The sequence below is a fragment of the Sphingobium bisphenolivorans genome (assembly GCF_000412635.1).
GTDB lineage: Bacteria > Pseudomonadota > Alphaproteobacteria > Sphingomonadales > Sphingomonadaceae > Sphingobium > Sphingobium bisphenolivorans.
Map to the genome: position 1 here is coordinate 235,986 of NZ_ASTG01000003.1, position 25,075 is coordinate 261,060.

The 25,075-nt window shown below is 65.4% G+C and carries 16 protein-coding genes; 3 read left to right on the plus strand and 13 right to left on the minus strand.

Annotated elements, in window-relative coordinates:
* Window positions 1–20: 20 nt before the first annotated feature.
* From L858_RS19545 to L858_RS0103505, 9 genes are all read right to left on the minus strand, one after another.
* On the minus strand, window positions 21–668 hold the full coding sequence (locus tag L858_RS19545; protein WP_022681754.1) for a 4'-phosphopantetheinyl transferase family protein: 648 nt from the start codon (window positions 666–668) through the stop codon (window positions 21–23).
* Window positions 665–1,714, minus strand: coding sequence for a glycosyltransferase family 2 protein (locus tag L858_RS19550; RefSeq protein WP_022681755.1), 1,050 nt, complete (start codon window positions 1,712–1,714; stop codon window positions 665–667). Before L858_RS19550 ends, L858_RS19545 begins: the two co-directional genes overlap by 4 nt.
* Window positions 1,711–8,106 (minus strand): type I polyketide synthase, encoded by a 6,396-nt coding sequence (locus tag L858_RS19555; RefSeq protein WP_022681756.1) that lies wholly within the window; start codon window positions 8,104–8,106, stop codon window positions 1,711–1,713. Before L858_RS19555 ends, L858_RS19550 begins: the two co-directional genes overlap by 4 nt.
* Window positions 8,106–12,689: a MupA/Atu3671 family FMN-dependent luciferase-like monooxygenase gene (locus L858_RS19560; protein WP_022681757.1), complete on the minus strand. Its 4,584-nt coding sequence runs from the start codon at window positions 12,687–12,689 to the stop codon at window positions 8,106–8,108. Before L858_RS19560 ends, L858_RS19555 begins: the two co-directional genes overlap by 1 nt.
* A gap of 24 nt (window positions 12,690–12,713) precedes the next feature.
* On the minus strand, window positions 12,714–13,046 hold the full coding sequence (locus L858_RS0103485; protein ID WP_193742838.1) for a hypothetical protein: 333 nt from the start codon (window positions 13,044–13,046) through the stop codon (window positions 12,714–12,716).
* A 132-nt stretch (window positions 13,047–13,178) separates the two neighbouring features.
* On the minus strand, window positions 13,179–14,348 hold the full coding sequence (locus L858_RS0103490; RefSeq protein WP_022681759.1) for a glycosyltransferase family 2 protein: 1,170 nt from the start codon (window positions 14,346–14,348) through the stop codon (window positions 13,179–13,181).
* 2 nt (window positions 14,349–14,350) lie between these two features.
* Window positions 14,351–15,634 carry a glycosyltransferase gene (locus L858_RS0103495; RefSeq protein WP_022681760.1) on the minus strand — a complete coding sequence of 428 codons (1,284 nt, stop codon included), beginning with the start codon at window positions 15,632–15,634 and terminating at the stop codon, window positions 14,351–14,353.
* 183 nt (window positions 15,635–15,817) lie between these two features.
* Window positions 15,818–16,957: a hypothetical protein gene (locus L858_RS0103500; RefSeq protein WP_022681761.1), complete on the minus strand. Its 1,140-nt coding sequence runs from the start codon at window positions 16,955–16,957 to the stop codon at window positions 15,818–15,820.
* Window positions 16,958–16,965: 8 nt separating this feature from the next.
* Complete coding sequence (locus tag L858_RS0103505; RefSeq protein WP_022681762.1) at window positions 16,966–17,598, minus strand: polysaccharide biosynthesis/export family protein; 633 nt, start codon at window positions 17,596–17,598, stop codon at window positions 16,966–16,968.
* 157 nt (window positions 17,599–17,755) lie between these two features.
* Here L858_RS0103505 and L858_RS19565 point away from each other — a divergent pair, with 157 nt between their 5' ends.
* Complete coding sequence (locus L858_RS19565) at window positions 17,756–18,640, plus strand: WecB/TagA/CpsF family glycosyltransferase (protein WP_022681763.1); 885 nt, start codon at window positions 17,756–17,758, stop codon at window positions 18,638–18,640.
* On the opposite strand, the gene L858_RS0103515 is transcribed toward L858_RS19565, so the two are convergent.
* The 4 genes from L858_RS0103515 to L858_RS20925 form a co-directional block, all read right to left on the minus strand.
* Window positions 18,621–20,708 (minus strand): ATP-binding protein, encoded by a 2,088-nt coding sequence (locus L858_RS0103515; protein ID WP_022681764.1) that lies wholly within the window; start codon window positions 20,706–20,708, stop codon window positions 18,621–18,623. The two genes, L858_RS19565 and L858_RS0103515, sit on opposite strands and share 20 nt — an antisense overlap.
* Window positions 20,701–22,203 carry an ATPase domain-containing protein gene (locus tag L858_RS0103520; protein WP_022681765.1) on the minus strand — a complete coding sequence of 501 codons (1,503 nt, stop codon included), beginning with the start codon at window positions 22,201–22,203 and terminating at the stop codon, window positions 20,701–20,703. Before L858_RS0103520 ends, L858_RS0103515 begins: the two co-directional genes overlap by 8 nt.
* Before the next feature lie 238 nt (window positions 22,204–22,441).
* Window positions 22,442–22,885, minus strand: coding sequence for a hypothetical protein (locus tag L858_RS0103525; protein WP_022681766.1), 444 nt, complete (start codon window positions 22,883–22,885; stop codon window positions 22,442–22,444).
* A 141-nt stretch (window positions 22,886–23,026) separates the two neighbouring features.
* The gene (locus L858_RS20925; RefSeq protein WP_152639760.1) at window positions 23,027–23,398 is read right to left on the minus strand and encodes a hypothetical protein; all 372 of its coding nucleotides are present in this window, start codon (window positions 23,396–23,398) and stop codon (window positions 23,027–23,029) included.
* A 115-nt stretch (window positions 23,399–23,513) separates the two neighbouring features.
* Here L858_RS20925 and L858_RS0103535 point away from each other — a divergent pair, with 115 nt between their 5' ends.
* On the plus strand, window positions 23,514–24,395 hold the full coding sequence (locus tag L858_RS0103535) for a 2-dehydro-3-deoxygalactonokinase (RefSeq protein ID WP_028055770.1): 882 nt from the start codon (window positions 23,514–23,516) through the stop codon (window positions 24,393–24,395).
* A complete protein-coding gene (locus L858_RS0103540) occupies window positions 24,392–25,036 on the plus strand; it encodes a 2-dehydro-3-deoxy-6-phosphogalactonate aldolase (protein ID WP_022681769.1) in 645 nt (214 codons plus the stop codon). The genes L858_RS0103535 and L858_RS0103540 overlap by 4 nt, the downstream gene beginning before the upstream one ends.
* The last annotated feature ends 39 nt before the right edge of the window (window positions 25,037–25,075 follow it).

Sequence of the window (25,075 nt, forward strand, 5' to 3'; positions counted from 1 at the left end):
GGCCGCAATCATCGGTTGAGCTACAATATAGCGGCCCAGGATATCATGTGCCGATCCGTGACCATCGTGCTGACGCCGGCGCGCAGGCACCCGCCTATGGGCAGTTCGCGATAGGCGGGCTCTATCCCGGTCGCTATGCTGGCCGGATCATCGACGATGCCGAGCGCTGCTGCCTTGAACGCGGCTTCCTTGCGCGTCCATCCGCAGAGGAAGAGATCGCTCTCATCCCTTGCCGATGATGTCGCGTGCAGCGCTGCCTGTTCCTCGCCGTCGAAACAATCCTCGGCGAGCGCGCGGGCGTCGGGGAAGGGGCGGCGTCTTTCGATATCGACTCCCAGGTCGCTTTTTGCACTCACGCCGATAAGGACGTTCTCGTCCGCATAGCTGAGGTTGAAGCGGATCTCGGGCCGGTCCAGCAGCATCGGCTTGCCCCGCCCATATTCCGCGAAGCGAAGCGCGGGCGCGGGGATGCCCGTCCAGTCGGACAGGATGCAGCGCAGGGCGAAGCGCCCCGCCAGATAGCGATGCCGGTGCCGATCGAAGAGGAAACGGGCCGCGCGGAGGCGCTCCTGTCCCGATTGCGGCGCGGCCGCCGGCATATGGCGTACGTCGAACAGGCGCAACTCCATACCCGGCGGGCCAGGCAGCAATGCGCCGACATGGCTCATGTCGTGCGCATCTCCGGCCGCGCCGTCGCGGAGCCATCCTTGTCATTTGCAGCGCGGTTCAGCAGCGGCTGCCGTAGGGCCGAATGAGCGAAGAAATCCGAAAGCAGGTTAGCCGGGTCCGTGTCGGGCAGCGCTTGCAGCCGGCGCCGGATGCGCCAGAAAAGATGGGCGATCATCCATGCCATGTCGGCGCAGATCGCGTAGCCATGCCCATGATTCTTAAGGAAGTAGCGCCGCCGGGATTCGAACCAGTAGGCGGGCATGCGCGGCACGACTGCGTTCTTGCCGGTAATGCCGGTGCTTTGCCCAGCGATATGTAGCACCCGCGCGTCGGGCACATACCAGCACTGCCAGCCGGCCCGCCGCGCGCGCAGGCAGAAATCGGTTTCCTCGAAATAAAGGAAATAGCCTTCATCCATCGGGCCGATCGCGTCGAATATGCCTGCGCGGATCATCATGCTGGCGCCCGATACCCAGTCCACCTGCGCGGGCCGGGCATCCATCTTCCGGGGGATGGCGCGATTTTGGAGCAGGCGGCTGACGAGGCGGAGCTTCGCTGCCCGCTCGACTTCTCCCGCCACGGTGGGGAAGCGGAAGGCATAGGGCCAGACGACCCCATCGCCGTCCTCCAGCAGCGTACCCGCAACGCCGGCGCAGGGATGAGCGTGCATGAAGTCCAGCAAGGCAAGCAGTGCGCCGGGGCGGACCCGCGTGTCGGGATTGAGCAGCCAGACAAAACAGGGCACGAACCCTGCCGGAGCCGACGCGACCGCCAGATTATTGCCATAGGAAAAGCCGCCATTGCTGCTCGACGCCACCAATGACGTCCATTTCTGCCAGCCATTTTCCTCGATCGCAGCCGCAATCCTCTCGGCCGACCCATCGCCGGACGCATTGTCGACAATGACGGCATGGGCTTGCGGATAGGCAGCGATTTCGCCGGCGAGGCTGGCGAGACAATCAATGACCAGCGCGGATGTCCGATAGTTGACGATGGAAATCAGCACAGGCGAATGGCGCTGACGGAAAGGGGCGGGGCTGCTCATCGGTCATGGCCTGCTGCAATGGGGGTATGCTCCGCTTGCGAAGCGCCGGGACAGGGTGGGGATCGCCGGCCGATCCGGATCAGCACTTCGTCCAGCGCGTTTTGCATCAAGCGTGCGAGTCTATCGACATGCGGCTTTTGCAGCGCGCTCGAATGACCGCCGGGGACGTCCTCCACCTCTATATGATCGGCGACGCGCCGGCCCCAGCCCATGGCATGGTCGCCATATTGGTTGGAGAAGGGATGGTCCTCCATGGTGCCGTTCCCCTTGGTCGCTTTGTAGAGCACCACCTTGGGAGAGTTCACGAGTCCCTGGGGCCGGTGCATGCGGTGCGCGGCCTGATAGAGATCGAGGAAGGGCAGGGCAGCAGGCGCCGCTTCGCCGGTCCGGCTCGCCTGCGCCACCGCTTCGTCAAGCCGGCGTCGGTCGAGACGGGAGCTGATCTCGTAGCAGACCATGTTGAGAACCTTCCGCAGCAGAGCGGGCCCGGCGGCGGCGACGCCCGCCAGCGACCCACAGTCCCGCCGCAAGGATTGTGCCGCCCGATGCCAGCGGGACCGCATACCGTGGAAGGGCCGCTCAAGCGCCTCGACATCGGCGGCGTCAATGATGCCGACATAGGCGACCTCCTCCCCCGCATCCTCCAGCTGCCGCGCTATTTCCATCGCAATCACGCCGCCCGCGCACAAGCCGGCGATCATATAGGGTCCGTTCGGCTGCACCTGCCGCAGGCGCGTGACATGGCCCCGCGCCATGTCGGCGATGCTGGAATGGACGAAGCTGCCGTCGGGGTGGCGCTCGGGCTGGATGCCGTAGACCGATGGTCCGTCGAGTTGCAGCGCGAGCGTGCGGTAGAGCAACGTCTCGCCCAGCCCGTCATGAACCAGGAACAACGCGCCCGGTTCATAACCTGCGTGCAGCAGCAGGATGCCGGGGGCGGGCGATCCCGGCAGTGCCTCCGCACTCTCTTCCGATGGACTGTCGGTGGGGCAGATCAGCGCCGCCAGCCGCGCCAGCGTTGGCGCCTCGATCAGGGCGGTCAGCGGCAATGGCTGCCCGAACTGCTTGCGCAGCCGGTTGATCAGCTGCACCGCCAGCAGCGAATGACCGCCCAGGTCGAAGAAATCGTCGCCCCGCCGGATTGCGCCCGCACCCAGCATGTCCTGCCAAATGGCGGCGATGGCGCGTTCGGTATCGGTGCGAGGAAGGTCCTCTGCCGGCACGCCTGACCCCGATGTTGGGGCCTTGGCAGTGGTCGCTGGCGCACGCATCCGGTCCAGCATCGGCATCAGGCTCTGCGGGGAAACAATGATCTGCGGCGCAGCGCGTGCGGCCAGGATGCGGTCGATGACCTCCATACCGTCGCAACAGGACAGACCCTGCGAGCCTGATCTGGACTGGCTGATGGTGGCCGGGTTACCCCCACCCAGCGCCTGCGCCTCCCGCACGCGCATCATGGTGAACCCTTCGATCTCCGCCAGCACCTGTCCCTGCATGGAAGCGATGCTGATGTCGAAAGTGGCAACCTCTCCGGCTTGCGTGGCGCCATGGCGCAGCCGGACATGGCTCATGATCTGGGCGGGCAAGGGCGCGATCAGCCGCAGCCGTCCATAGGAGGCCGGCGCATAGAATTCGCTTGTCGCCTCAAAGCCGGGGATCAGCATTTGCGCGCCGGCCGTTGCGAAGTCCAGCAGCGCGGGGTGGAGCGCCATCTGGCGCAGGTCGCCGTGGAAGTCCTTGCCCAGTCTGAGGTCGATCAGCGCCTCGCCCTGTCCGACATGGACGCCTACGATATTCTGCCAGCGGGGCCCGAAATGCAGATGCGCCGCCGATCCCGCCGCATGGGTGCCGCTTGTCTGGCTACAGCGCGCCAGCAGCATGTCGCGATCCAGTCTGCGGGCGTCTTCCGGTGTGCCGATCAGCGCATAGCCGCGGGCATGTTCCGTCCACGGATCGCTTTCCGTCGCCGCGCTGTCGCGTCCCATGATATGGACTCGCCACAGATCGCCTCCTTGGTGCAGCAGATCGACCTGCATATCACGCGTCGCCTCGTCCCCAACGGCGAAGGGCTCCAGGAACATGAGTTCGCGCAGCTCGAACGGGCGATGGCGCGCGATGCCCTGGAACGCCTGCCGCACGATCTCCACCAGGCCGGACCCCGGCACCAGCGCCGCGCCGCTGCTCAGCCGGTGTTCGTCGAGCAGCCAGTGGGTGGAGGGCGACAGCCGCGCCGCTACCGTGCGCCGCATCGGTGTATCGGTGAGCAACTGATCGAAGAAACCGGCCTCCATCCGCCGCACTTCGGCCGTCTGGGGGCGAGGGGGCGGGGCGAGCGGCCCGACGGCCATGCCCACCTCCTGCCAGCGCGGCCAGCCGACCGCCATCACCGCCGTCGCACCACGCCCCGCCCGATGCCGCGCATAGCTGTCGAGGAAGGCGTTGGCTGCGGCATAATCCACTTGTCCGCCAAGGCCCGCGATGGCGCTGACGGAGGAGAAGAGCATCAGGAAATCAGGCGGTTCCCGTCCCAACGCCGCCTCAAGCGCGAGCGTGCCCGCAATCTTGGGCTTCAGCACCGCGGCCGCGCTCTCGGCACTCTTCAGCGCGATAGGGCCATCGTCCAGCACGCCCGCCGCATGGAACACGCCGTCTATGCCGCCGAAACGCGCCCGCGCCGCCGTTACCGCGCGCTTCATCGCCCGTACGTCGCTGATGTCCGCCTGGAGCAGCAGAACCTCCGCTCCTTTTTCTTCCAGCGCGCGGACCTGCCGGATGCGCTGGCTCAGCATGTCGCCGGGCGAGAGCCGGTCCAGAAGATCGACCCATTGCTCGCGGGGAGGAAGAGCCGACCGCGACAACAGCGCCAATCGCGCGCCGACGCTTTCAAACAGATGCTCTGCGATGCGCAGCGCGATACCGCCGAGGCCGCCGGTGATCAGATAGGTCCCACCCGGCCGCAGCCGCCCGCGATCACGCTCGGCCAGAGCCATCGGCTCGAACGTTTCGACCCAGCGTTCCAGCCGCCGATAGGCGACGACCGCTGCGGGTTGCTCCGCCGCGGCCTCCGCAATGATCGCCGCCGCCAGATCCTCGCTCTGCTCCGGCCCGTCGGGCAGGTCTATGTCGATCGCGACCGCGCGGATATTCGGGAATTCCGTGGGCAAGACGCGGCAGGGGCCAAGCGCCGCCGCCTTGACGGGATCGCCGCCGGCCTCGTCACAGACGCGCTGCATGCCCGTCGACACCAGCGCGATCGTCAGGGCGCGATCGATTCCCGCTTCGCCGATCGCCCGCGCCAGATAGAAGAGCGACCAGAAGCCCCGCTGCAAACTCCTGTCAGCACCGCCGCGCCGGTCGTCCCCAACCAACCAATGATGAAAGATGCGCTCCGGCATCCCGCCCTGGCGCTCCAAGTGAGCCACCAACTGGGCATAATCACCGGCCTCGGCGGGGTTCATCGTCACCATGCCCCCGGTCGCGCGGAAACGCTTGCCCGCCTGCACCGTCGTCACATCGCAGCCCGCGCGCCGCAGCCGCGCCGCCAGTGCCGCGCCGACACCCTTCTCATCCAGGAAGAGCAACGCCCCCGCCGCTTCGTCACCCGCTTCGCCGACCGGCGCGCGCTGCCAGGCCGGCTGATAGAACCAGTTGGCTTTGTCGGGATGGTCGATCAGTTCGACATCCTGGCCGTGATCCTGCGCGCCGGCCTTGCCCGGCTCGATCCAGTGGCGCTGCCGTTCGAAGCGATAGCTGGGCAGCGGCACGCGCCGCCGCCGTTCGCCGCGCCGCAACGTTTCCCAAGGCACGTCGAACCCCGCCGTCCACAAGCCGCCCAGCGTGCGCAGCATATAGGCTAGATCGTCATAGACCTCATCGGGATGGCGGAGCGAATTGAACACCGCCTGTTCCGGCGCACGCGCGCGATGCTGCCGCGCCAGGCTGGTGAGTGTCCGCCCCGGTCCCACCTCCAGCAGCAGATGTCCTGCCGGCAGCAGCCGGTCGAGCGCCGCGTCGAAGCGCACCGTCTCGCGCAAGTGGCGCACCCAGTAATCGGGTGTCGTCACATCCTCAGCCCCCGCCCAATCGCCCGTCAGGCAGGACAGGAAGCGGCGGCGCGGCCTTTCCATGGCGATGGCCGCAACGAGCTGGCGGAAGGGGGCGAGAATCGGCTCCAGCATGTGCGAATGGGCCGCGACCGAGATCGCAACCTGCTGGCTGGTGATCCCGTCCGCCTCCAGCGCTTCTCGCAGCCGCTCTATGGCACCGATCGCACCGGATGCCACCGTCAGCGCGCCGCCATTGACCGCCGCGATAGACAGGTCGGGGCCGAGATAAGGGCGCAGCTTCTCTTCCGGCAGCGGCACGCTCAACATGCGGCCGGGCGGCAAAGTCTCGAACAGTTCCGCACGGCCGAGCGCCAGCTTGAGCGCCGACCGCAAGTCGAACACCCCTGCCAGATGGGCCGCGACATATTCGCCCATGCTGTGGCCCAGCATCGCGTCAGGCTCCACGCCCCAATCCATCCACAGGCGCGCGGTGGCATATTGAACCGTGAAGAGCAGCGGCAGGCCGGTCGCGGGCCGCTGCATCGCCGCCTTATCATCGGAGGTGAGCAGCAGCGTCCGAAAGTCGGCCGTGCTCAGTTCGGCAAGGATCGGGAGGCACTGGTCCACTGCCTCGCGGAAGACGCTCTCCGCCTCGTAGAGGTCACGCGCCATCCCCACATATTGCGCGCCACCGCCCGCGAAGAGGAAGGCGACCTTGCGGCCGCTGGTCGTGCAATGGCGGTTCAAGGCGAAAACAGACTCTGGGTCACGCAGCGCCACCGCCGCCTCTGCATGGCCTGGCGCGACGACTACGCGTCGATGCGCCAGCGCCTTGCGGCCGCTTTGCAGCGTGAAGGCGACATCCGCCAGCGCCTGCTCGCCATGCTCTTTCAGATGGTCAGCCAAGGCCTGCGCGTTGGCGTCGAGCGCGGCGGGGGAAGCGGCCGATTGCACCAGCAGCTGCCAGCGCCGCTTAGCCGGATCGGACGGCAATGGCGAAGGCGCCTCTTCCATAACAACATGCGCATTGGTGCCACCCACGCCGAGCGAACTTACCCCAGCGCGCAACGGCATGCCCGCGACCCCCTCCCAGTGCCGCAGCCGATCGTTGACGAAAAAGGGCGACCGGTCCAACCCGCAGGCGGGATTGTCCCGGTCATGGTTGAGCGAGGGCGGCAACTCGCGATGCTGAAGAGCGAGGGCGACCTTGATGAAACTCGCCACCCCCGCGGCCGTGTCGGTATGGCCGATATTGGGCTTCACCGAACCTATGCCGCAATAGCCGACCGCGTCGGTGTCGCTGCGGAAGGCCTGAGTCAGCGCCGCGACCTCGATCGGGTCGCCGACCGGCGTGCCGGTGCCATGCGCCTCGACATAGCTGATCGAGCGAGCATCGACATTGGCGATGCTCAGCGCCTCGGAAATGGCGCGCGCCTGTCCATCGACACTGGGCGCCAGATAGCTGACCTTGCCCAGCCCGTCATTATTGACGGCGGAACTGCGCACGACGGCGTGGATATGGTCACCATCCTCCATCGCGTCCCGCAGCCGGCGCAGCACCACCACGCCCGCGCCGCTGCCGAAGATCGTTCCTGCCGCGTCCGCATCGAAGGCGCGGCAGTGGCCGTCGGGCGAGAGAATTTCCCCGGGTTCGTAGCGATAGCCCTGACCATGCGGCATCTCGATCGTAACGCCGCCCGCCAGCGCCATGTCGCTCTCGCCGTTCAGCAGGCTCTGCATCGCCATATGGATCGCGACGAGAGAAGTGGAACAGGCCGTCTGCACATTGACGCTCGGCCCCTTGAGGTCGAGCAGATAGGAGGCGCGGGTCGCCAGAAAATCCTTGTCGTTGCCGGTATGCCGCATCAGGAAGAAGCCGACCTTGTGCACCAGATCGGGGTTGGTCAGCAGATTATAGGGCAGATAGGCATTGTGCCCTGATCCGGCGAACACACCGATCGCCCCGCTGAACTGGTCGGGAGCATGGCCCGCATTTTCCAGCGCCGCCCAGGCGCATTGCAGGAAGTGGCGATGCTGCGGGTCCATGATCGCGGCATCGCGGGCGCTGAGGCCGAACAGGGTAGCGTCGAACATCTCCATGTCCGGCATCGGCGCGCCGACCGGAACATAATGGGGATCGGCCAGCGCGCGGGGATCGACCCCCGCCGCGAGTAGTTCCGCCTCACTAAAGCGCGTGATCGACTCCCGCCCCTCGCGCAGGTTCGTCCAATAGCTTTCCAGATCGGGCGCCCCGGCGAAGCGGCACGCCATGCCGACGACCGCGATATGGGCATCGAAATCGGGGTCGCCCTGATTCATCCCCGGCCAGCTCGCATGCTGATCCATCAGATCGAACTCCGATCGCCGGTCGCCATGACGTTGCGCGCCATCGCCCGCCGCGCGATGGCGGCGCGACGCCCCTCGGCACGGGCAAGGCCTTGCTGCGCTGCCAGATCGTCCGCCGTACCACTCGCCAGATGCGCCGCGAGCGTGCGGATCGTCGGGAAGCGGAAGATGTCCGTCAGCGCCATCTGGCAGTTGAGCTCAGCCGTCAGCCGTCGATGCATCTGCACCGCCAGCAGTGAATGGCCGCCCGCATCGAAGAAATTGTCGAGCGAACCGATGCTCTCCAGCTTCAGAACGTCGCGCCAGACCGCCGCGATGCGTGCTTCCATGCCATCTTCCGGCGCGACGAACGCCTTCTGCGACACCGGTGCTGCGCGCTCCGGACGGGGGAGGGCGTTGCGGTCGATCTTGCCATTGGGCGTATGCGGCAGGCGCTGGAGGCCGACATAATGGGTCGGCACCATGAAGTCGGGCAGCTCCGCCCGCAGCCGCTCGCGCATGGGGCCAAAGTCGTGATTGGCCGCAAGCGGCGCGGCATAGGCAACCAGCATCTGTTCGCCATCGTCGGAGCGGATGGCGGTGACGACCGCCTCGCCGACTTCGCTCATCTGATGCAACAGCGCCTCGATTTCGCCCAGCTCGATGCGATAGCCGCGTATCTTCACTTGATGGTCGAGCCGTCCGAGGAACTCCAGCGTCCCGTCACGCCGCCTGCGCCCAAGGTCGCCCGTGCGATAGAGCCGCGCGCCCGGCTCGGCGGGGTCGGCGACAAAGCGCTCTGCCGTCAGTTCAGGACGGTTGAGATAGCCCCGCACGACGCCAGCGCCGCCGATGAGGATCTCGCCCGGCACCCCGCTTGGCAGCGGCCTCTGGCGGCTGTCCATGATCGCGATCGACTGGTTGGCAAGCGGCGCGCCCAAGGGAACAGCCCCGCCTTTCGTCACGCGATGCACCGCCGACCAGATCGTCGTCTCGGTGGGACCGTACATATTGGTGACCTTGCCCCTGACCAGCCCGCTCAACTCTTCCGCCAGATCGGGCGGGAAAGCCTCACCGCCAATCATCAGATGATCGAGTGCGGCGATATGCGGCCGCGCACCCGGCTCGGCGAGCAGCATGCGCATCATCGATGGCGTGCATTGCAGATGCGTGACCTGATGCCGTTCCATTAGCGCGGCGATCGGCTCAGCTTCCTCATGCGAAGCGTCGGTGCACAGCTGTCGCAGTTGGTTGAGCCAAGGCAGATGCGCCAGCACTTGTCTGCTCTCCACGCCGAAATCGATCAGGCTGGCAATCTCATCGACGCCGACCGCCCGCAGCCGGTCGACCATGGCCACGCATTGCTCGGGCGTGCCGAACAGGCCATTGCCCTCGAAATAGCGGTCGAAGGCATGCTCCAGCAGCATTTCCATCTCTTCGGCCGTCAGGCTCTCGAACTCGGCGTTCGATACGGAATCGGCCATGCCTGCCCGCCGCTTGAAGGCGGGGAAGGACCAGGCATATTGCTTCACCAGACTGGTCGCCGTGCGCAGATAGGCAATCAGCGGCTGGCGGACGATCTCCCGTATTGCGTCGGCATCAGGCCCGACGAAGCTGTGCAGCATCAGCGTGACCTGGCCCTCTCCCGCATGTCCCGCCTCGCGCCGCGCAGCCCGATAGACGCGGATCTTCTCCGCCAGTTCGTCCACCGATTGGCCGAGCAGATGGGTCAGGATCGACGCGCCCGCCCGTCCCGCCGCCGCAAAGGTTTCCGCATTGCCGGCCGACGTGATCCAATAGGGCAGTTCGGCCTGTATCGGGCGGGGCAGGGTGGTCACCTCCACAGGCCCGGTCGGCCCGTCGAAGCTGCGCGCTTCCCCCCGCCACAAGCCGCGCACTGCGTCCAGATCGCGCAGCAACGCCGCGTTCCGATCCGCATAATTTTCCGGACGCAGCACGAAGTCATTGGGCTGCCACCCGGACGCGAAGGCGATGCCGACCCGCCCGCCGGAGATATTGTCCACCACCGACCATTCCTCCGCCACGCGCGCGGGATGGTGCAGCGGCAGGACGACGCTGCCGCCCCTGATCTGCACGCGGCTGGTAATCGCGGCAACCGCGGCCCCCGCGACGGCGGGATTGGGGTAGAGGCCGCCAAAGGCATGGAAATGCCGCTCCGGTGTCCACACCGCTGCAAAGCCGTTCTGGTCGGCGAAGCGCGCGCCCTCCAGCAGCAGCCGGTATTTTTCAGTCGCGTCACTGGCCTCGTCCGCCGCGAAATAAAAGAGGCTGAAGTCCATTGGGCGGCGCGGGGGCGCGGCGGGCTTCATTTCGTTGCCGGTGGCCAGCACCACATGCAGGCCGCGGGTCAGCGTCCAGCACAGCTCCAGCACACTGATGTCGAAGCTGAGGCTCGTGACGGCCAGCCAGTTGCCTTGGCGAGCGATATGCTGGTCCATGCCGGCGAAGAAATTGACGACATTGCGATGCTCGACCATCACGCCCTTGGGCTTGCCGGTCGATCCGGAGGTGAAGATCACATAGGCAAGATTGTCCGGCCCGCTGGAGGCGGGGAGGGCGCTGTCATCCTCCGCCGTGATGGCGCTCCACTCGCTGTCGATGCAGATCGCGCTCCCCTGTCCCAGCAGGGGAAGCAGCTGCGATCGGGTGATGATCACCTTGAGCGCCGCGTCCTCGATCATGTGCCTGATCCGGGGTGCAGGATAGGCGGGATCGAGCGGCACATAGGCACCTCCCGCCTTCCATATCCCCATTAGTGCAACGATCAGGTCGAGCGATCGGTCACAATGCAGCCCAACCAGCACGTCCGGCCCTACGCCCCGGCGCTGCAAGTAGCGGCCGAACTGGTTGGACCGCCGATCAAGCTCCTCATAGGTCAGGCTCTCGCCCCGGCAGGTGACCGCGATTGCGGATGGCGCGCGCACGGCCATTTCGCTGAAAAGCTGGTGTACGGGCGCATCTTGCCGCCATTCGACGGCAACCCCTGCGGACGCCGGAACGGCACCCAGCGTCAGTTCAGCGACGGGCCGCTCAGGCTCATCCTCGGCCTGCCGGTGCAGCGCCAGGCTGCCCGCCTGCATCATCGCGACCGCGCCCTCATCCAGATGCGCGCGGTCGAAAACCCAGCGCGCCATCGTCCCGTCCGCGCGGATAGCCACCATCAGCTTGCAGCCCGCCGGCAAGGGAGTCTCGGCAAATTGATCGACGATCTTCAAGACGACGGGCAAGGCCGCGTCGCGACCGCCAAACTCCTCCCCCATGCGCAAGGGGAGATCGGCGCGATAGCCAAGCCGGCGATGCGTCTGCGCCAGCACATCGGACAGCCCTTCGCGCAGCTTGGTAACGTTTCCGCGGAAATCGATCTCGACCGAGATAGGCAGGACAGGTGCGAACCACGGCTCCAGCCCTTCGATCCGCATCGAAAGGACAGGATCGCAATAACCGATATCGAACCGGCCACGATCATGAATACGCGCGAGATAGCCGAGGATGGAGGCGAATATCGCCAAGCTTCCACCCGGGAGGACCTGGTCGAGCGCCCCGGTTCCCGAACCTGGCTGGCGGTCGAAACAGTCCATCGGCAGCGGATCCAGCGCCTTCAGTCGCTTGCGCCAATATTTCTCCTGGGCCGCAAAGGCTGCTGCGAGCCGGGACAGCGACGTCTGCTGCTCGGCTGACGGCATGTCGAAACGCTGCCCGACGGCCAAGCCGAGCGCTTGGGGAGCGACGAACCAGTCCTGCAATCGGATATCGCCTCCGCCGGTCGCCACCGTTACCGCATCGGTATCGACGCGCAGGATCGTGCCGGGTGCCTCGCCTGACGCTTGCCCGATCATTGCCGCCTTGCGCACCGTGGCGGTCTGGCCTTGAAAAAGCAGCGTGGGCAGCGCGACAGGATTGGCATGGCTGCCAAAATCCAGTGCGCGGACGAACCGCTCGACTTCGGCAGCATTGGCCGACAACGGAATCATGCCGGCACCTGCAGTACGGTCGCCATAGCGCTCAGCGAAGAGCGTGCCGGCGTCCTGACTGACCTCGATGACCAGATCGGCAGCGAGCCCGTCCACCAGCTGGGCGAAACTCTCGATCGCGGCGGCGAAACATTTGGTGTTGAGCGAGAAGGCCGTCTCGCCCGGGTCGATGGGGAAGGTTCGCGTGCCGAGGATGGCCCCCGCATCGACCTCGCGCATCATCCGGTGCCAGGTGATGCCATGCTGCGCCTCGCCGTTCAGCAGCGCCCGCACTGGCGCGTTGAGCCCCGGATAGCGGGGCAACGGACCATCATGGAAATTGATCGCACCACGACGGGGAAGCGCAAGCAGCCCCTCGGGCAAGATATTGAGGTTGGCGATGCTGAAGAGATAATCGAACCCGCCGATCCCGCTCCCTTCAATCTCGCGCGCATGGCTCAGATGACGGATGAAGTTCGCCTCAGCCCAGTCTGCGATAAAGGCCCGCTCACTCGCGACGGCGACGATCTCATGCCCTCGCTCCAGCAGAATTTTCCCGCACTCGATCAGGATAGTCTCGTCGCCGACCAGGACACAGCGCCACGGTTCGAACAGTTTGCGTTGCTCATGCATAGCGGGTCTGGTCCTCTGGAATTTTCAGGAAAGCACGACGTGCGTTTTCCCGCGCTTTCGGATCTGGCGGGCGACCACGACAGCGCAGGTCAGCAGGCACAGATAGGTGCCGGGTCCCGGCCCCCGATCTTCATCCTGCTGCTGCTGCTGTTGAGGCTTTTTCGCCGGCGTCGCGGCTCTAGCTGGGGCGGCCGCTGAGGCAGTGACAAGCTCGGCAGTCGCGGGCTCATCCAGCTGCTGGCTAAAGAGCAAAAGCAACGCCATCAGGATGGCGGTGCGTTGCGCTCCTTGCATCGACCATAATGACATTGCAGCCTCCTGGGCGGGGAAATGAGATGGCTCGGTGCGACCCGACAAATCCGTTGCTGCTATGCCGTCACTATGTTTGATCCATTGTCCGACTGTCAGCCTGTCGATTGCGTCATGGAAATTGGGAGGGTGGATTCGCGTGACAGGAGCAGGGCCAGCAAGAGCAAGTAAGATATTGATTTACTTCGATCGCTCGCGGTCGGTGCGGACCCACTCGCTTTGCCGGCGGAACAGGAAGCGGGCACTGACCGGCATCTTCCAGAAGAGATAGACGGCAAGCTGATGAAGGGCCGAAACCGGTAGCAGGTCACGTCCCCAGCGATGCCATACAAGGAGGAGGGTCGTGCAGAACAGCGCCAGGCTGGCAGTCAGCATGGCGAGCGGCCACGCCCCCGGCCCAGCGACGGCACTCCCGCCCAGCACCAGAAGCGCGATGGCGCAGAGCAGGGCAAGCATACCCAACGGCGGAACCACGAGATTGAGCGCCAACGGCCATGCGGCGGCGCGCCCCCGGACCGCCGCTGCCAGCATACGCCCGGCAAGGCGCGGCGCGGCTGCCATGCTGCCATGCTCCCACCGGGTCCGCTGCGATATGGTGCCGCCGACGCCGCTCGTGCCGCTGGTGAAGCATGCATGTTCGGCAAAGCCCACGGCGCCGCCACGCAGGAAGAGATCGACGCCCAATTGCAGGTCTTCGACTAGACTTGCCGTAGCGAGCGGTGCGGCGCTGAACATCGCCCAGGGAAAGGCCATGCCACTCCCCTGTAAGAGCGCGTTGCCGGAAAGCGCCTGCAATCCCCTCTGTCGAACGAGATTCTTCAGCCGGAAGGCGAGGGTGGACACAGCGACCCTGGGATCGCTTGCCGACCCTTCGATCAGATAAAGCCCCTGAAGCGCCGCCTTGCGCTCGATCGCAGCGGCGGCAAGGCCATGAATCGCCCCGGACGCCGGAAGGGTGTCGGCATCCAGCACCAGCACCACGCCGGGCGGATCATCACGCAAATGATCGCGCCCGAAGGCGAGCGCGAAACCCTTGCCGCGCCGGGAGACATCCTGCCGCTCGATCACCTCTGCACCTAGCATGCGCGCGATGGCTGCGGTCGCGTCGCTGCAATTGTCGGCGACCACCAGCAGCCGGTCCTGCGCGCGGAGCTGCGCGCGGACCGCCTCTATCGTCGGCCCGATGCATTGCGCCTCATCATGCGCCGGCATCAGAACGGCGAGCGGCGGCGCTTCGCACCGGGGCGCAGCCGGCGGTCGGCAGACCAGCGCCGCCAAGCATTCGACGCTGACCGCCAACAGCGGCAGCGAGACGGCGATCGCGACGATCCAGAGGAGGGCCGCGGTCACCGCTAGACCAGAGGACGCAGCAGCGCCGCGAGAGCCGCGGTGTTGCGGTCGACGTCGTGCTGGCGCCTGACGCGCTCCCGCCCAACTTCGCCCATCGCCACCAGCGTGTCGGGATCGGCTGCCAGCACCGCGTGCAGCGCCTCGACGATCGCTTCAGTCGATCCCGCCGGGACCAGAAAGCCGCATCCATCGTCCACCAGTTCAGGAATGCCGGAAATGCAGGTCGCGACGACCGGCTTGCCAAGCGCCATCGCCTCCATAAGGACGATGGGCAGCCCCTCGGCAAGGCTCGGCAGCACCAGCGCCCGGGCCTGCAGCATCTCTCGTCGCACCTCCGCCGCGCTGCACCAGCCGAGCAAGGTGACATGGTCCTGAAGCCGGAGGCGGATGATCTGCTCTTCCAGTTGGGGCCGCAGTTCCCCGTCGCCGATGATGCGCAGCAGGAAGGGGCGCGTGCGCGCGACCTCCGCGGCAGCCTCCAGCAACAGGCCGAGGCCCTTCTGCGCACTCAGACGCGCGACGCAGACCAGCCGGTCGGACATGCCATTGGCGCACATCGCCAGCTCATCGATATAGGTGCCGCTCTGCTGTTCGATGCCGCATCGGACCACCTTGATCTTCCCCCAATCGCGCGCATGCGTCCATCGGATCAACTGGCCCCGGCAGAAGCTGGAGATTGCGACGACAAAGGCCGCGCCCGACACTTTTTCCGACAGGAGCAACGCCTTGGGCTCGTCAAACTCGTCCGGGCCGTGCAGCGTCACGCTGTAGGTCAGGTCCCCCAATTCCCGTGCCAGCCGAGCGACAGCGGCAGGGTTGGTCCCGAAATGGACATGGACATGCCTGATCTCGGACCTTTCCAGAAATTTGACGAGCAGGCACGCCTCCAGAAGATAGGCGCACATGCGCACCGGCCCTGCGGTTCCGCGCGCCAGCATGCTGGCCGCCACGGCAATGCCCCGCCACAGCCGCCGCGGCTGGCGGAACAGCCGCGACAGGAAGGCGGAGATTAGTTCCCAATGATTGCCGCTCAGCAGGATATGCGTGCGCCGCTGTTCGCGCCGGTCGGCTGGGTCGGGCAAGGTGCCCCCGCTGCCGCGCACTGACACCCGCGCTACCTCGAAACCCTGCCGCTCCAGCGCGAAAATCTCGCGCCTGATGAAGCTGTGACTGGGCTTGGGATAGACGTTGGTGAGGTATGCGACACGCGGGGGCCTGATGGATGACGGCAGCGCTGGGCGTTTCCGGCCTTGCATCCGACGCTCATTCGCAACCAGCATCATCATGTCTCCTTGGTGCGATGACATGGGGGTGGAGAGTCAGCGCACAGCGGGATCGGCCTTGGGGCAGTAGCCGTCCCTGCGGACACAGTGCTTGGCGCAGGCCATCCTTGATAGTCGGCTTTTCGGCTCCCGATGAAGGACCCGTGTCAAATGACGCCCGAAAAATCCCCAGCCTGATCTGGGTATCTACAGCGGCATCAACTCGTATTTCAGCTGGATACCAACCGCTGTCGAGGAGACGGTGCTCCCGCTCAGCAGGTCGCGCTGCCGATATTCGGCCAGCGCCGACGCGGTCAGGCGGCTATTGAGGCGCCGTTCCAGCCGGATGCGTGCCTGCGCCGAATCGATATGGGGCAGGGGGCTGCCCTGCTGAGTGGCGCGCTGATACTGGCCTTCCACGTTCATGGTGAGCCGGGGTGAAAGCCGCCAGTTGGTCGTCGCGGCAAGGTCGATCCGCCGCTGCACGCCGCCCAGGCTGCTTACGCCGGATGTCACGCCGCCGCTGGCGCAAGCGCTCAAATGCTCGCCCTCGCGGCAGAGCTCCACGCGGCCGCTTGCCTGCGTGGTCTTGAAAACTGGCGATTGGACTCGCTCTGCGCCTGCCTCGATGCTGAGGCGCCAGAACGCGCTCAGCCGCTGATCGAAGGTCGCATAGGCAGCATAGATGTCGCTGTCCGGGGTGCCCACCACTCTCGCGCGGGCGTAGCTGAAGCGCGCGCCCAGCGTCGTGAAGGCGCTGGTCCGCCGGCTCGCGCGCAATCCCCACCGCGCCTCGCTGGTATCGCTGAGCGGCGTCAATCCGGGATAATGCGCGTCCTGATAGCTGAATTCAGGCTGGATCAGAGTGCGTGCGTCGGGGTGCCAGCTGACGCTCAGCCGTCCCGTCTTCTCCTCAACGACGCCCCTGCTGATGACCGCCGCGTCAATATCGGAAGTCAGCCGGTCGATCAGCGGCTGGCGATTGAACGCGGCGAGGCCGGCGATCGACAGCCATTCATTCTTACGCCAGTTGGCGGCGAGCTGCGCATTACCATGCCACACATCATCATAGCGCCGCGTATAATGCCGGCCTGCGAGCAGCCCGCTCAGTTCGAGGTCCAGACCTGTCCCGTCCTTCAGCTCGATCGAGGGCCTGATCCCCGCCTCAAGGATGCCGGCACTCCTGTCCGATCCCGCAATCAGCAGAGGATTGTTGGACAGCGCGGCGCTGCCCTCCACATCGATCTTCGTGCGGACGTCGGCGATCACGGCTGTCGCGCCGGCGAGGCCCAGGGTCAGAACCAGCGCCGCCTCCGCGCCCCTTGCGGCGAGGCGGGTCGCGTTCACCCGAGGGCTCATGGGATGACGAGAATGTCGCCGCTTCTCAGCACCGGTATCTTCTCCGGCAGGGCACCCCGGTTCAGGCGGCGGCTGCCCTTCAGGATCTGGGCGATGCGTACCGGCTCGACCACCTGGCCTTCCGGCGTCTGGCGCAGGATGACCGCGCCCTTGACGTCAGCGAACTCGGCAAGGCCCCCGGCAAGGCTCAGCGCCTGCACGATGTCGACGCCCTTGCCCGCCGCATAGCTTCCGGCGGTCCGCACCTTCCCGATCACATAGAAGCGCATGCCCGAAGGATCGCGCACCGATACCGTGACATCGGGTGCGCCGTTGCGATATTTCTCGGCAAGCTGGCTGCGCAGCGCCTGGGTGACGGCGCCGGTGGTGCTGCCCGCCGCCATGATTCGGCCTGCGAGCGGGAAGGAGAAGGAACCGTCGGGCTGCACCCGCACCGCGCGTTGCATCCGTTCTTCGCCCCATACCATGACGTCGAGTTCGTCGCCCGCATTAATCCGATATTCGGCAGCGGCGGGCACCGCTTCGGCTGCACCGATGGCGCTTTCACCGGCCATCGCTGGCGAGTGGGCGAGCGCGGCAAGCAGGATCAACCCGCCGACGCGGCGGGACGTGGAGGCTGTCCATTTCATGGCCTATCCCTTCAGGTAAGCTTGGCCCGAAATTAGTCCGCTCCGCACCCAGGTGATATTCGGCAAGCACCCTCCCCAAAATTGCTGAGGCAATTGGCTGGAAAGCTTTGCAACTTGCGCGCGCCCATAGTCGTGCCGCCAAGGAAGGAGGGCAGTCATGGCGACGCTTGCGCCGGTTGCGGAAAGACTGAGCCCGCCCGTCGAGCGGCGGGTCGCCGACAGCCTGCCCGCCAGGATCAGCTTCCTTGACTTCGACTTCTGCGACCTCTCGATCGCGCAGGCGCTCGCCGCCATCGTCGAACGCCCGGCGGGCGCACCCTTCGCCTATGTGGTCACGCCCAACGTCGACCATGTCGTGCGTATCCAGCGCCGCCGGTCCGACCTCTGGCCTGCCTATCGCGCCGCTTGGCTCTGCATCTGCGATAGCCGCATTCTCTCCCACCTCGCCGCCGGCGCGGGCGTGCACCTGCCCGCGTCACCCGGCAGCGACCTGACCGAGGCGCTGATACGGCGAAGCCTGACTCCGGGTGACCGGGTCGCCATCGTCGGAGGATCGAATGAACTGATCGCCTGGCTAAGGACCAACTTTCCCGCCATCTACTTCCTGCACCATAATCCGCCGATGGGCTTCATCCACAACCCGGCAGCCGTGAGGGAGGCTCGCGATTTTCTGGTGGAGGCACGGGCGCGCTATTCGATCATCGCGGTCGGTGCCCCGCAGCAGGAACTTCTCGCCTGGCATGTCGCGCGCACCAGCAGCGCGGTGGGCATCGGTCTGTGCGTCGGCGCCAGCCTAGACTTTCTCACCGGTGTGCAGAAGCGTGCGCCGGACTGGATGCAGGCGATGAGCCTCGAATGGCTCCACCGCCTGCTCAGCAATCCGGGGCGGCTCTGGCGCCGCTACATGATCGAGGGACCGGCGATCTGGCCCATCTATCGCCGCTGGCTCGCCCATCGGGGGGACCAGGGGCGCTCCGAACCACCGTTCGATACTCCCGCCCAAGCCATGCCCGCCACCCCCATCATGCCAGCATCTTCTTGATCTTCGCCGACAATGCCTCAATCTGGAAGGGCTTGGTGATCATCGACATGTTCGTCCCCAGAAAGCCCGACCGAACGGCCGCATTCTCCGCATAGCCCGTCACGAACAGGATCGGCAGGTCGGGCAAGTGGCTGCGCGCCACCTCGGCCAGCTGCCGCCCGTTCATTCCCGGCAAGCCGACGTCGGAGATCATCAGATCGAACCGCCGCCCGGATTCGAGCAGCGCAATCGCCTGTTCCGGCTCCGCGGCCTGGACGCTGGCATAGCCGAGCTCCTCCAGAACGTCGCCAATCAGCAAACGGACGGAATTGTCGTCCTCCACCAGCAGGACAAGCTGGCCTTCGCCCTCATGCACCTGCTGGCCGGCCGTCTCCGCCGCCGCTTGGTCCGCCCCGTCGGCGATCGGCAGGTAGATTTTGACCGAAGTTCCAATGCCAGGCGTCGAATGGATGCGCACCTGTCCCTTCGACTGTTTCGCGAAGCCATAGACCATCGACAGGCCCAGGCCGGTTCCCTGGCCGATCGGCTTGGTGGTGAAGAAGGGCTCGAACACCTTGTCGAGTATCTCGCGATCCATGCCGACGCCCGTATCGGACACGGCGACGACTACATATTCCCCGGCCGCAATGCCCGGGTGCGCGGCCGTGTAACTGTCGTCCAGCACGATGCTGCTCGTCTCGATGACCAGCCTGCCGCCTTCGGGCATTGCATCCCGCGCATTGATCGACAGGTTGAGGATAGCATTTTCCAGCTGGTTGGGATCGACCAGGGCCAGCGGCATCGCATCTGCCTGCACGATGGAAACCTCGATCTGCTCGCTCATCGTTCGCTTCAGCAGGTCCTCCAGCGATGCGACCAGCGCATTCACGTCGCTTGGCCGGCTGTCCAGAGACTGCCGCCGGGAAAATGCCAGCAGGCGCTGCGTCAATCCCGCCGCTCGTTGCGCGGAGGCTGACGCCGCGTCCATGAATTTGTCGAGATCATCATAGCGCCGCGCCCCGATGCGGCGCTTCATGATATCAATCGCGCCGATCACGCCCGTCAGCATATTGTTGAAATCATGGGCGATGCCGCCGGTCAGCTGGCCCACCGCCTCCATCTTTTGCGACTGGCGGAGCGCCGCCTCGGCACGCTCCCGCTCTTCCGCCTCCTGCTTCAGGCGCGCCAGTGCGTCCTGCAAGGCGACGGTGCGCTCCGCAACCTGATCCTCCAGCCGCTGCGCCGCCAGGGTGAGAGCCTCCTGCGCCCGCATCTGCTCATCGATATTGACGACGACGCAGATCGAGCCAGCGACTTTTCCCGCAGGGTCGAGCAGGGGAAGGCCGCTGACCCGCGTCCAGACGTCGCGGCCGCTGTGGGGATGATAAAGAAATTCGACCCCCTGCACGACCTCGCCGCGCATCGCCCGCCGCGCGACGAACCGGTCGCGCGTGACCCTGCTGCCATCCTCTTCATAGGCGATCCAGCGATCCTCGCCATCGGGCGAGTGCGAGGGGATCTGACCGTCGGGCTGGAACTTGCGGAACGCGGGGTTGGACAACAGGACCGATCCGCTCATGTCGGCGAAGGCGACGCCGACCGGAAGCAGGTCGAGGAGCAGGGACAGCTGGTTCTTCTGCCCATTCAGTTCGGCGATTCGGTCGCGTATCTCGAACTGCTTCTGCCGTGAACGGACGGCCGACGCGACTGCGCTCAGCAGGGATTCGCTGCTCAGCGGCCGCTCCAGCAGAACGACGTTGATGGCGCTTTCGGGCAGGCGTCGCCGCACGGCGCTGCTGCTGTCGGTGCGCCCGGCCTGCCGCCCCGCCAAAAGGATGAAGGGGATGTCGGACCAGTGAGGCTGGGCCTCCAGCGCCCGGTGAAGCGGCCCCAGATCTGCGGCCAGCGCTTCCTCCGTGATCAAGATGGCGCCCGTATCCTCATTGATTTGTCCAGCAATGTCGCTCAGCGTTCCGCACGCGACAGCGTCATAGCCCTGCGCCCTGAGCAGTGTCTCCATGCTGCTCGCATCACAGCCATAGGGCGCGCTCACCAGGACCCGATGGCTTTCCGGAAGCGACTTAAGCACCTCTGTCCCGATCCTCCATCAAGGTTTGGGATGAGCCAACATAATGGGGCGTGCCGGTCAGGACGCCTTTGAAGGCGGAGAGGGGCTCGCCCACCCTGATGCCCTGTGCGTCGATCCGCAGTTCGCGGATCGTGTCCTCGTGCATTCCGCTGCGGTTCTTGATGACCGACAGCGCCTTGCTGATCCGTCCTTGCGCCTCGAAAAAGCGCAGCAGGATCACGATGTCGGCGATGTAGGAGATGTTGAGCCCGTTCGTGCTCATCGACCCGAAAAAGCCTTGCTGCGGATTGATGAGGAATGTCACCACGCCAGCCTGGTTGAGGTAGGACAGAAGCTCATGCAGTTGCAGGATCAATTGCTGTTCCTGCGGCATTGCCGCGACATAGCCGGTCAGGCTGTCGATCAGGACAATCCTGGCTTCATCTTCCTCGACCTCCCGCTTGACCATGGCGGTGAATTCGCCGGGCGCGATTTCGGCCGGATCGATCTGCCGCACCGTCAGCAGGCCGTTGTCGATAAATTCCTGCAGGTCGAAGCCGAACGCCCGGGCGCGCATCAGCAGCGTGCCGATCCGCTCGTCAAATTCGTAGATGACGCATTTTTCCCCCCGGCGGCAGGCTGCGGCCAGATATTGCAGCGCCAGCGTCGTCTTGCCCGCGCCCGATGGCCCGGTGATCAGCGTGGTCGTGCCTCGGGCTGGTCCGCCGCTCAGCAGCGCATCCAGTTCCGCCACCCCGCTGCCGATCGGTTCGCCGACAAAGGCGCTGTGATGCGCCGCAGCGATCAGGCGCGGGAACACGTCGATTCCACCCTTGCGGATGATGAAGTCATGATATCCCGCGACGAAATCGACGCCGCGGAGCTTCTGTATCTGCAACCGCCGCCGCGCCGCGCCGAAATCGAGCGTCAGCCGCTCCAGCGTGATGACGCCGTGACACAGGCTGTGGAGATGATTGTCGCGCTCGCCCCGCGTGCCGGTCAGATCGTCGACCAGCATGACGGTGGTGTTAAGGCCCGCGAAGAACTGCTTGAGAAACAATAATTGCCGGCGATAGCGTAGCGGATCCTGCGCCAGCAACCGCATCTCAGACAGGCTGTCGAAAACGACCCGGGTCGGGCGCACGCGCTCGACCTCATCCTTGATGAGCTGGATCGTGCCGCCCAGTTCCATTTCCCAGCTGTGCAGGATCGACTGGTCCCGCCCGGCGCCCAGCACCTGGTCGGCGGACGCCAATTCGAACAAGGCGACATCATCCAGGTGCCATCCATGGGATTGCGCGACGACGGCCAGTTCCTCGCTGGTTTCAGACAGGGTGATGTACAGCGTCGGCTCACCCCGGTCGCGGCCTTCCAGCAAGAACTGTAGGGAAAGGGTGGTCTTGCCCGATCCAGGCGCGCCCTCGATCAGGTAAAGGCGCTTGGGAGGCAGCCCGCCCCGCAAAATATTATCCAAACCGGCATTACCGGTCGAAATCCTGCCTGCTTCCTCGCTCATCGCGCTCCTGCGTTTCCGTTCGAAACCTGGATCAACAACGCACATGAACGCGAAACGAAGCGCGGACATGGAAAATTTGAGGGGGGAGAGGGGGGGGGACGGCTCGCTGCCCACGCCACTAACATGCTGCGGCAGCAGGGCGGACCTGTATCAGCACAGCATCGCGTTTTTTTGGGGGAAGCTGATCCCGCGGTCGCATCGCCTTGGCGCTGCTCCCGGCGGGATCAGTTGCGCAGAGTCAGCTGGGGGACCGCTTCTGCGACATCGCACCCTGGAATTGTTCGACCAGGGCCATCATGGAAGCCGGATAATGGGTGAGCATCTGCCATCCGCCGAGCGACGCGGCCTTGCCCATCAGTTCGGCCTGGGCGGCGAGCAGCTCCACGCCGGCGCTGAACAGGCCCTGCTGCGCTTCGATCATCTTGGCTGTTATCCCCGACCTGGGCGACTGCCCAGCGCCCCGCTCTGCGGGGTCCCCCGCCTTGCGCTCAGCCTTGTCACTGATTTGCCGCACCAGGACCGCTCGTTTGCTGAACAGATCGCCGATGGCGCGCGTCTGGCGATCGAACTGCAAGGGGAGCGAGGACAGGCTGTCGGAACGGCCATGCGGCTCAAAGACGGTATCGGTGTCGATCATGCTCACGGAGAGGTTGCTGTTCACCGTCGTCTGTGGCTGAATCATGTCTGGCCTCCCTCTCGTTCGACAATCTGCCGCGCTGGTTCGCCCATCCGGGCGGGCATCTACAAACCAGCACGGATTTTGTTCCGTTATTACGCATAAAGGGGCCGTGAGCCCGACTTACCCTGCGCGAGGAGGCCAGCTTCAGTGGGAACGACAACCCGCGCGCACGCCCAGCGCCCCCTTGGCCGCATTCAGCATCGCGATGTGAGCGGCAGACTGAGGGGCCAAATCCTGCCAGCGCTTGCCCGAAGAAGCGGCAAAGCCCTCATGCCAGATCTTGCTCGCAACGATATTCAGTTCGTCGTCGGTTGGGCTGCGCTGCTCCGACAGGCAGGCCCTTAAAAGGGCATGGAAAATCGAGCCGCCGTCGGGGGCTGGTGAATTCATGGGACATCCTCTCCTGTCGCGGCTTTTTTCGCCGCTTTCCGTAGGGGAAAGTTTCACAGCAAAGGGGGGCGCGTCAAGAGCGAAAAAGGGGTAATCGGCCTCCATCTGCGCTTCAAATTGCAACAATTTAGGTCCGAACTTACACAGGTTATGCAGTTCATGCGACCCCGGCTATTTGCCATACAAATTGAACGTGACCATGATAGAAGGCCGTTCCGCCACCCTCCGGAGCTGCCGCACGATGACCAACCGCGATCCCTTTCTCGCCATAGACTGGGGCACGACTAACCGCCGCATCTTTCGCATCAGCGGCGAGGGAATGATTGATCATAGCGTTAGCGATGAAAGGGGCGTGCTTGCCCTCGCGCCATCGGATTTTGCAGGGGAGGTCGCCGACATCCGCCGCAGACTCGGCGACCTCCCGATCATCTGTGCCGGGATGGTGGGGTCGACCCGCGGCTGGGTGGAGCTTCCCTATCTGGATTGCCCCGTCCGCATAGCGGATCTGGCGGAAGGGCTGCACTGGGTGGATGAGGGGCGCACCGCCATCGTGCCAGGCGTCAGGTGGATGGACGACGCCCGCGCCGACGTGATGCGCGGTGAGGAAGTCCAGTTTCTGGGAGCAGTCCAGGGGGGACTCGCGCCTGCGGACGCCTTGCTCTGCCAGCCGGGAACCCATTGCAAATGGGCGACCATGGTCGATGGGGCGATAGCCCGATTTTCTACCGCCATGACCGGCGAAGTCTTCTCGATGCTGCAAAAGCACAGCCTGCTTGCCGCTCAGATGGATGCGAGCGCACGGGTGGACGACGACTTCTTGCTTGGTGTTCGGCACGGGCAGGGCGGCGATCTGTTGGCCCGCCTTTTCGGCGCGCGCGCTGACCGGGTATCCGGCCTGGACAAGATATCGAGCACCGCGTCCTACGTCAGCGGGCTGCTGATCGGCAGCGACGTGGGTTCCGCTCTGCCGGACGCGTCGGTCAGGGTGCATCTGCTGGCCGGCGCCAGCTTGGGGGCGCTGTATGGCGCCGCCATCGAAGCGCTCGGCAGCAACTACACCCTGATCGACAGCGAGGATGCGTTCGTGAAGGGCATCCATTCCATCTGGAGCGAAGCGCAATGAGTGTGACCGCCGATTTTTCCGAAAAATTTTCCCGCTGCCCCTTGGTGGCGATCCTGCGCGGGATCACGCCTGACGAGATAGAAGGGGTGGGCGACGCGCTGGCGGAGGCGGGCTTCACCCTGATCGAGGTGCCGCTCAACTCGCCCGACCCGCTCCATTCGATCGAGCGGCTGACAAAGCGGCTGGGCTCCGCCGCACTGGTAGGGGCGGGGACCGTGTTGACCCGGGAGGATGTAGGCCGCGTTGCCGATGCGGGCGGGCAGCTCGTCGTTTCACCCAACAGCAATCCCGCGGTCATCGCGACAGCTGTCGCGACAGGCCTGATTTCACTGCCCGGCTGCTTCACACCGACAGAAGCCTTTGCCGCGCTGGAGGCTGGCGCGCACGGCCTTAAATTCTTCCCCGCCGAAGCGATGCAGCCGCAAGTTCTGAAAGCGCAATGCGCCGTGCTGCCCAGCGCCATCCCCAAGCTGGTGGTGGGCGGCATCACGCCGGACAATATGGCGCCCTGGGTAGCCGCCGGCGCTGCGGGCTTCGGCCTTGGCTCCGCCCTCTACAAGCCCGGCAACTCCGCCGAAGCAGTCGGAGCAGCCGCCCGGAGCTTTGTTTCGGCGTGGCAGGCGATCGCAAATCGAGGATAAAGATATTCTCATTCCTGCTGATGATGGTAGCTGGTGAGG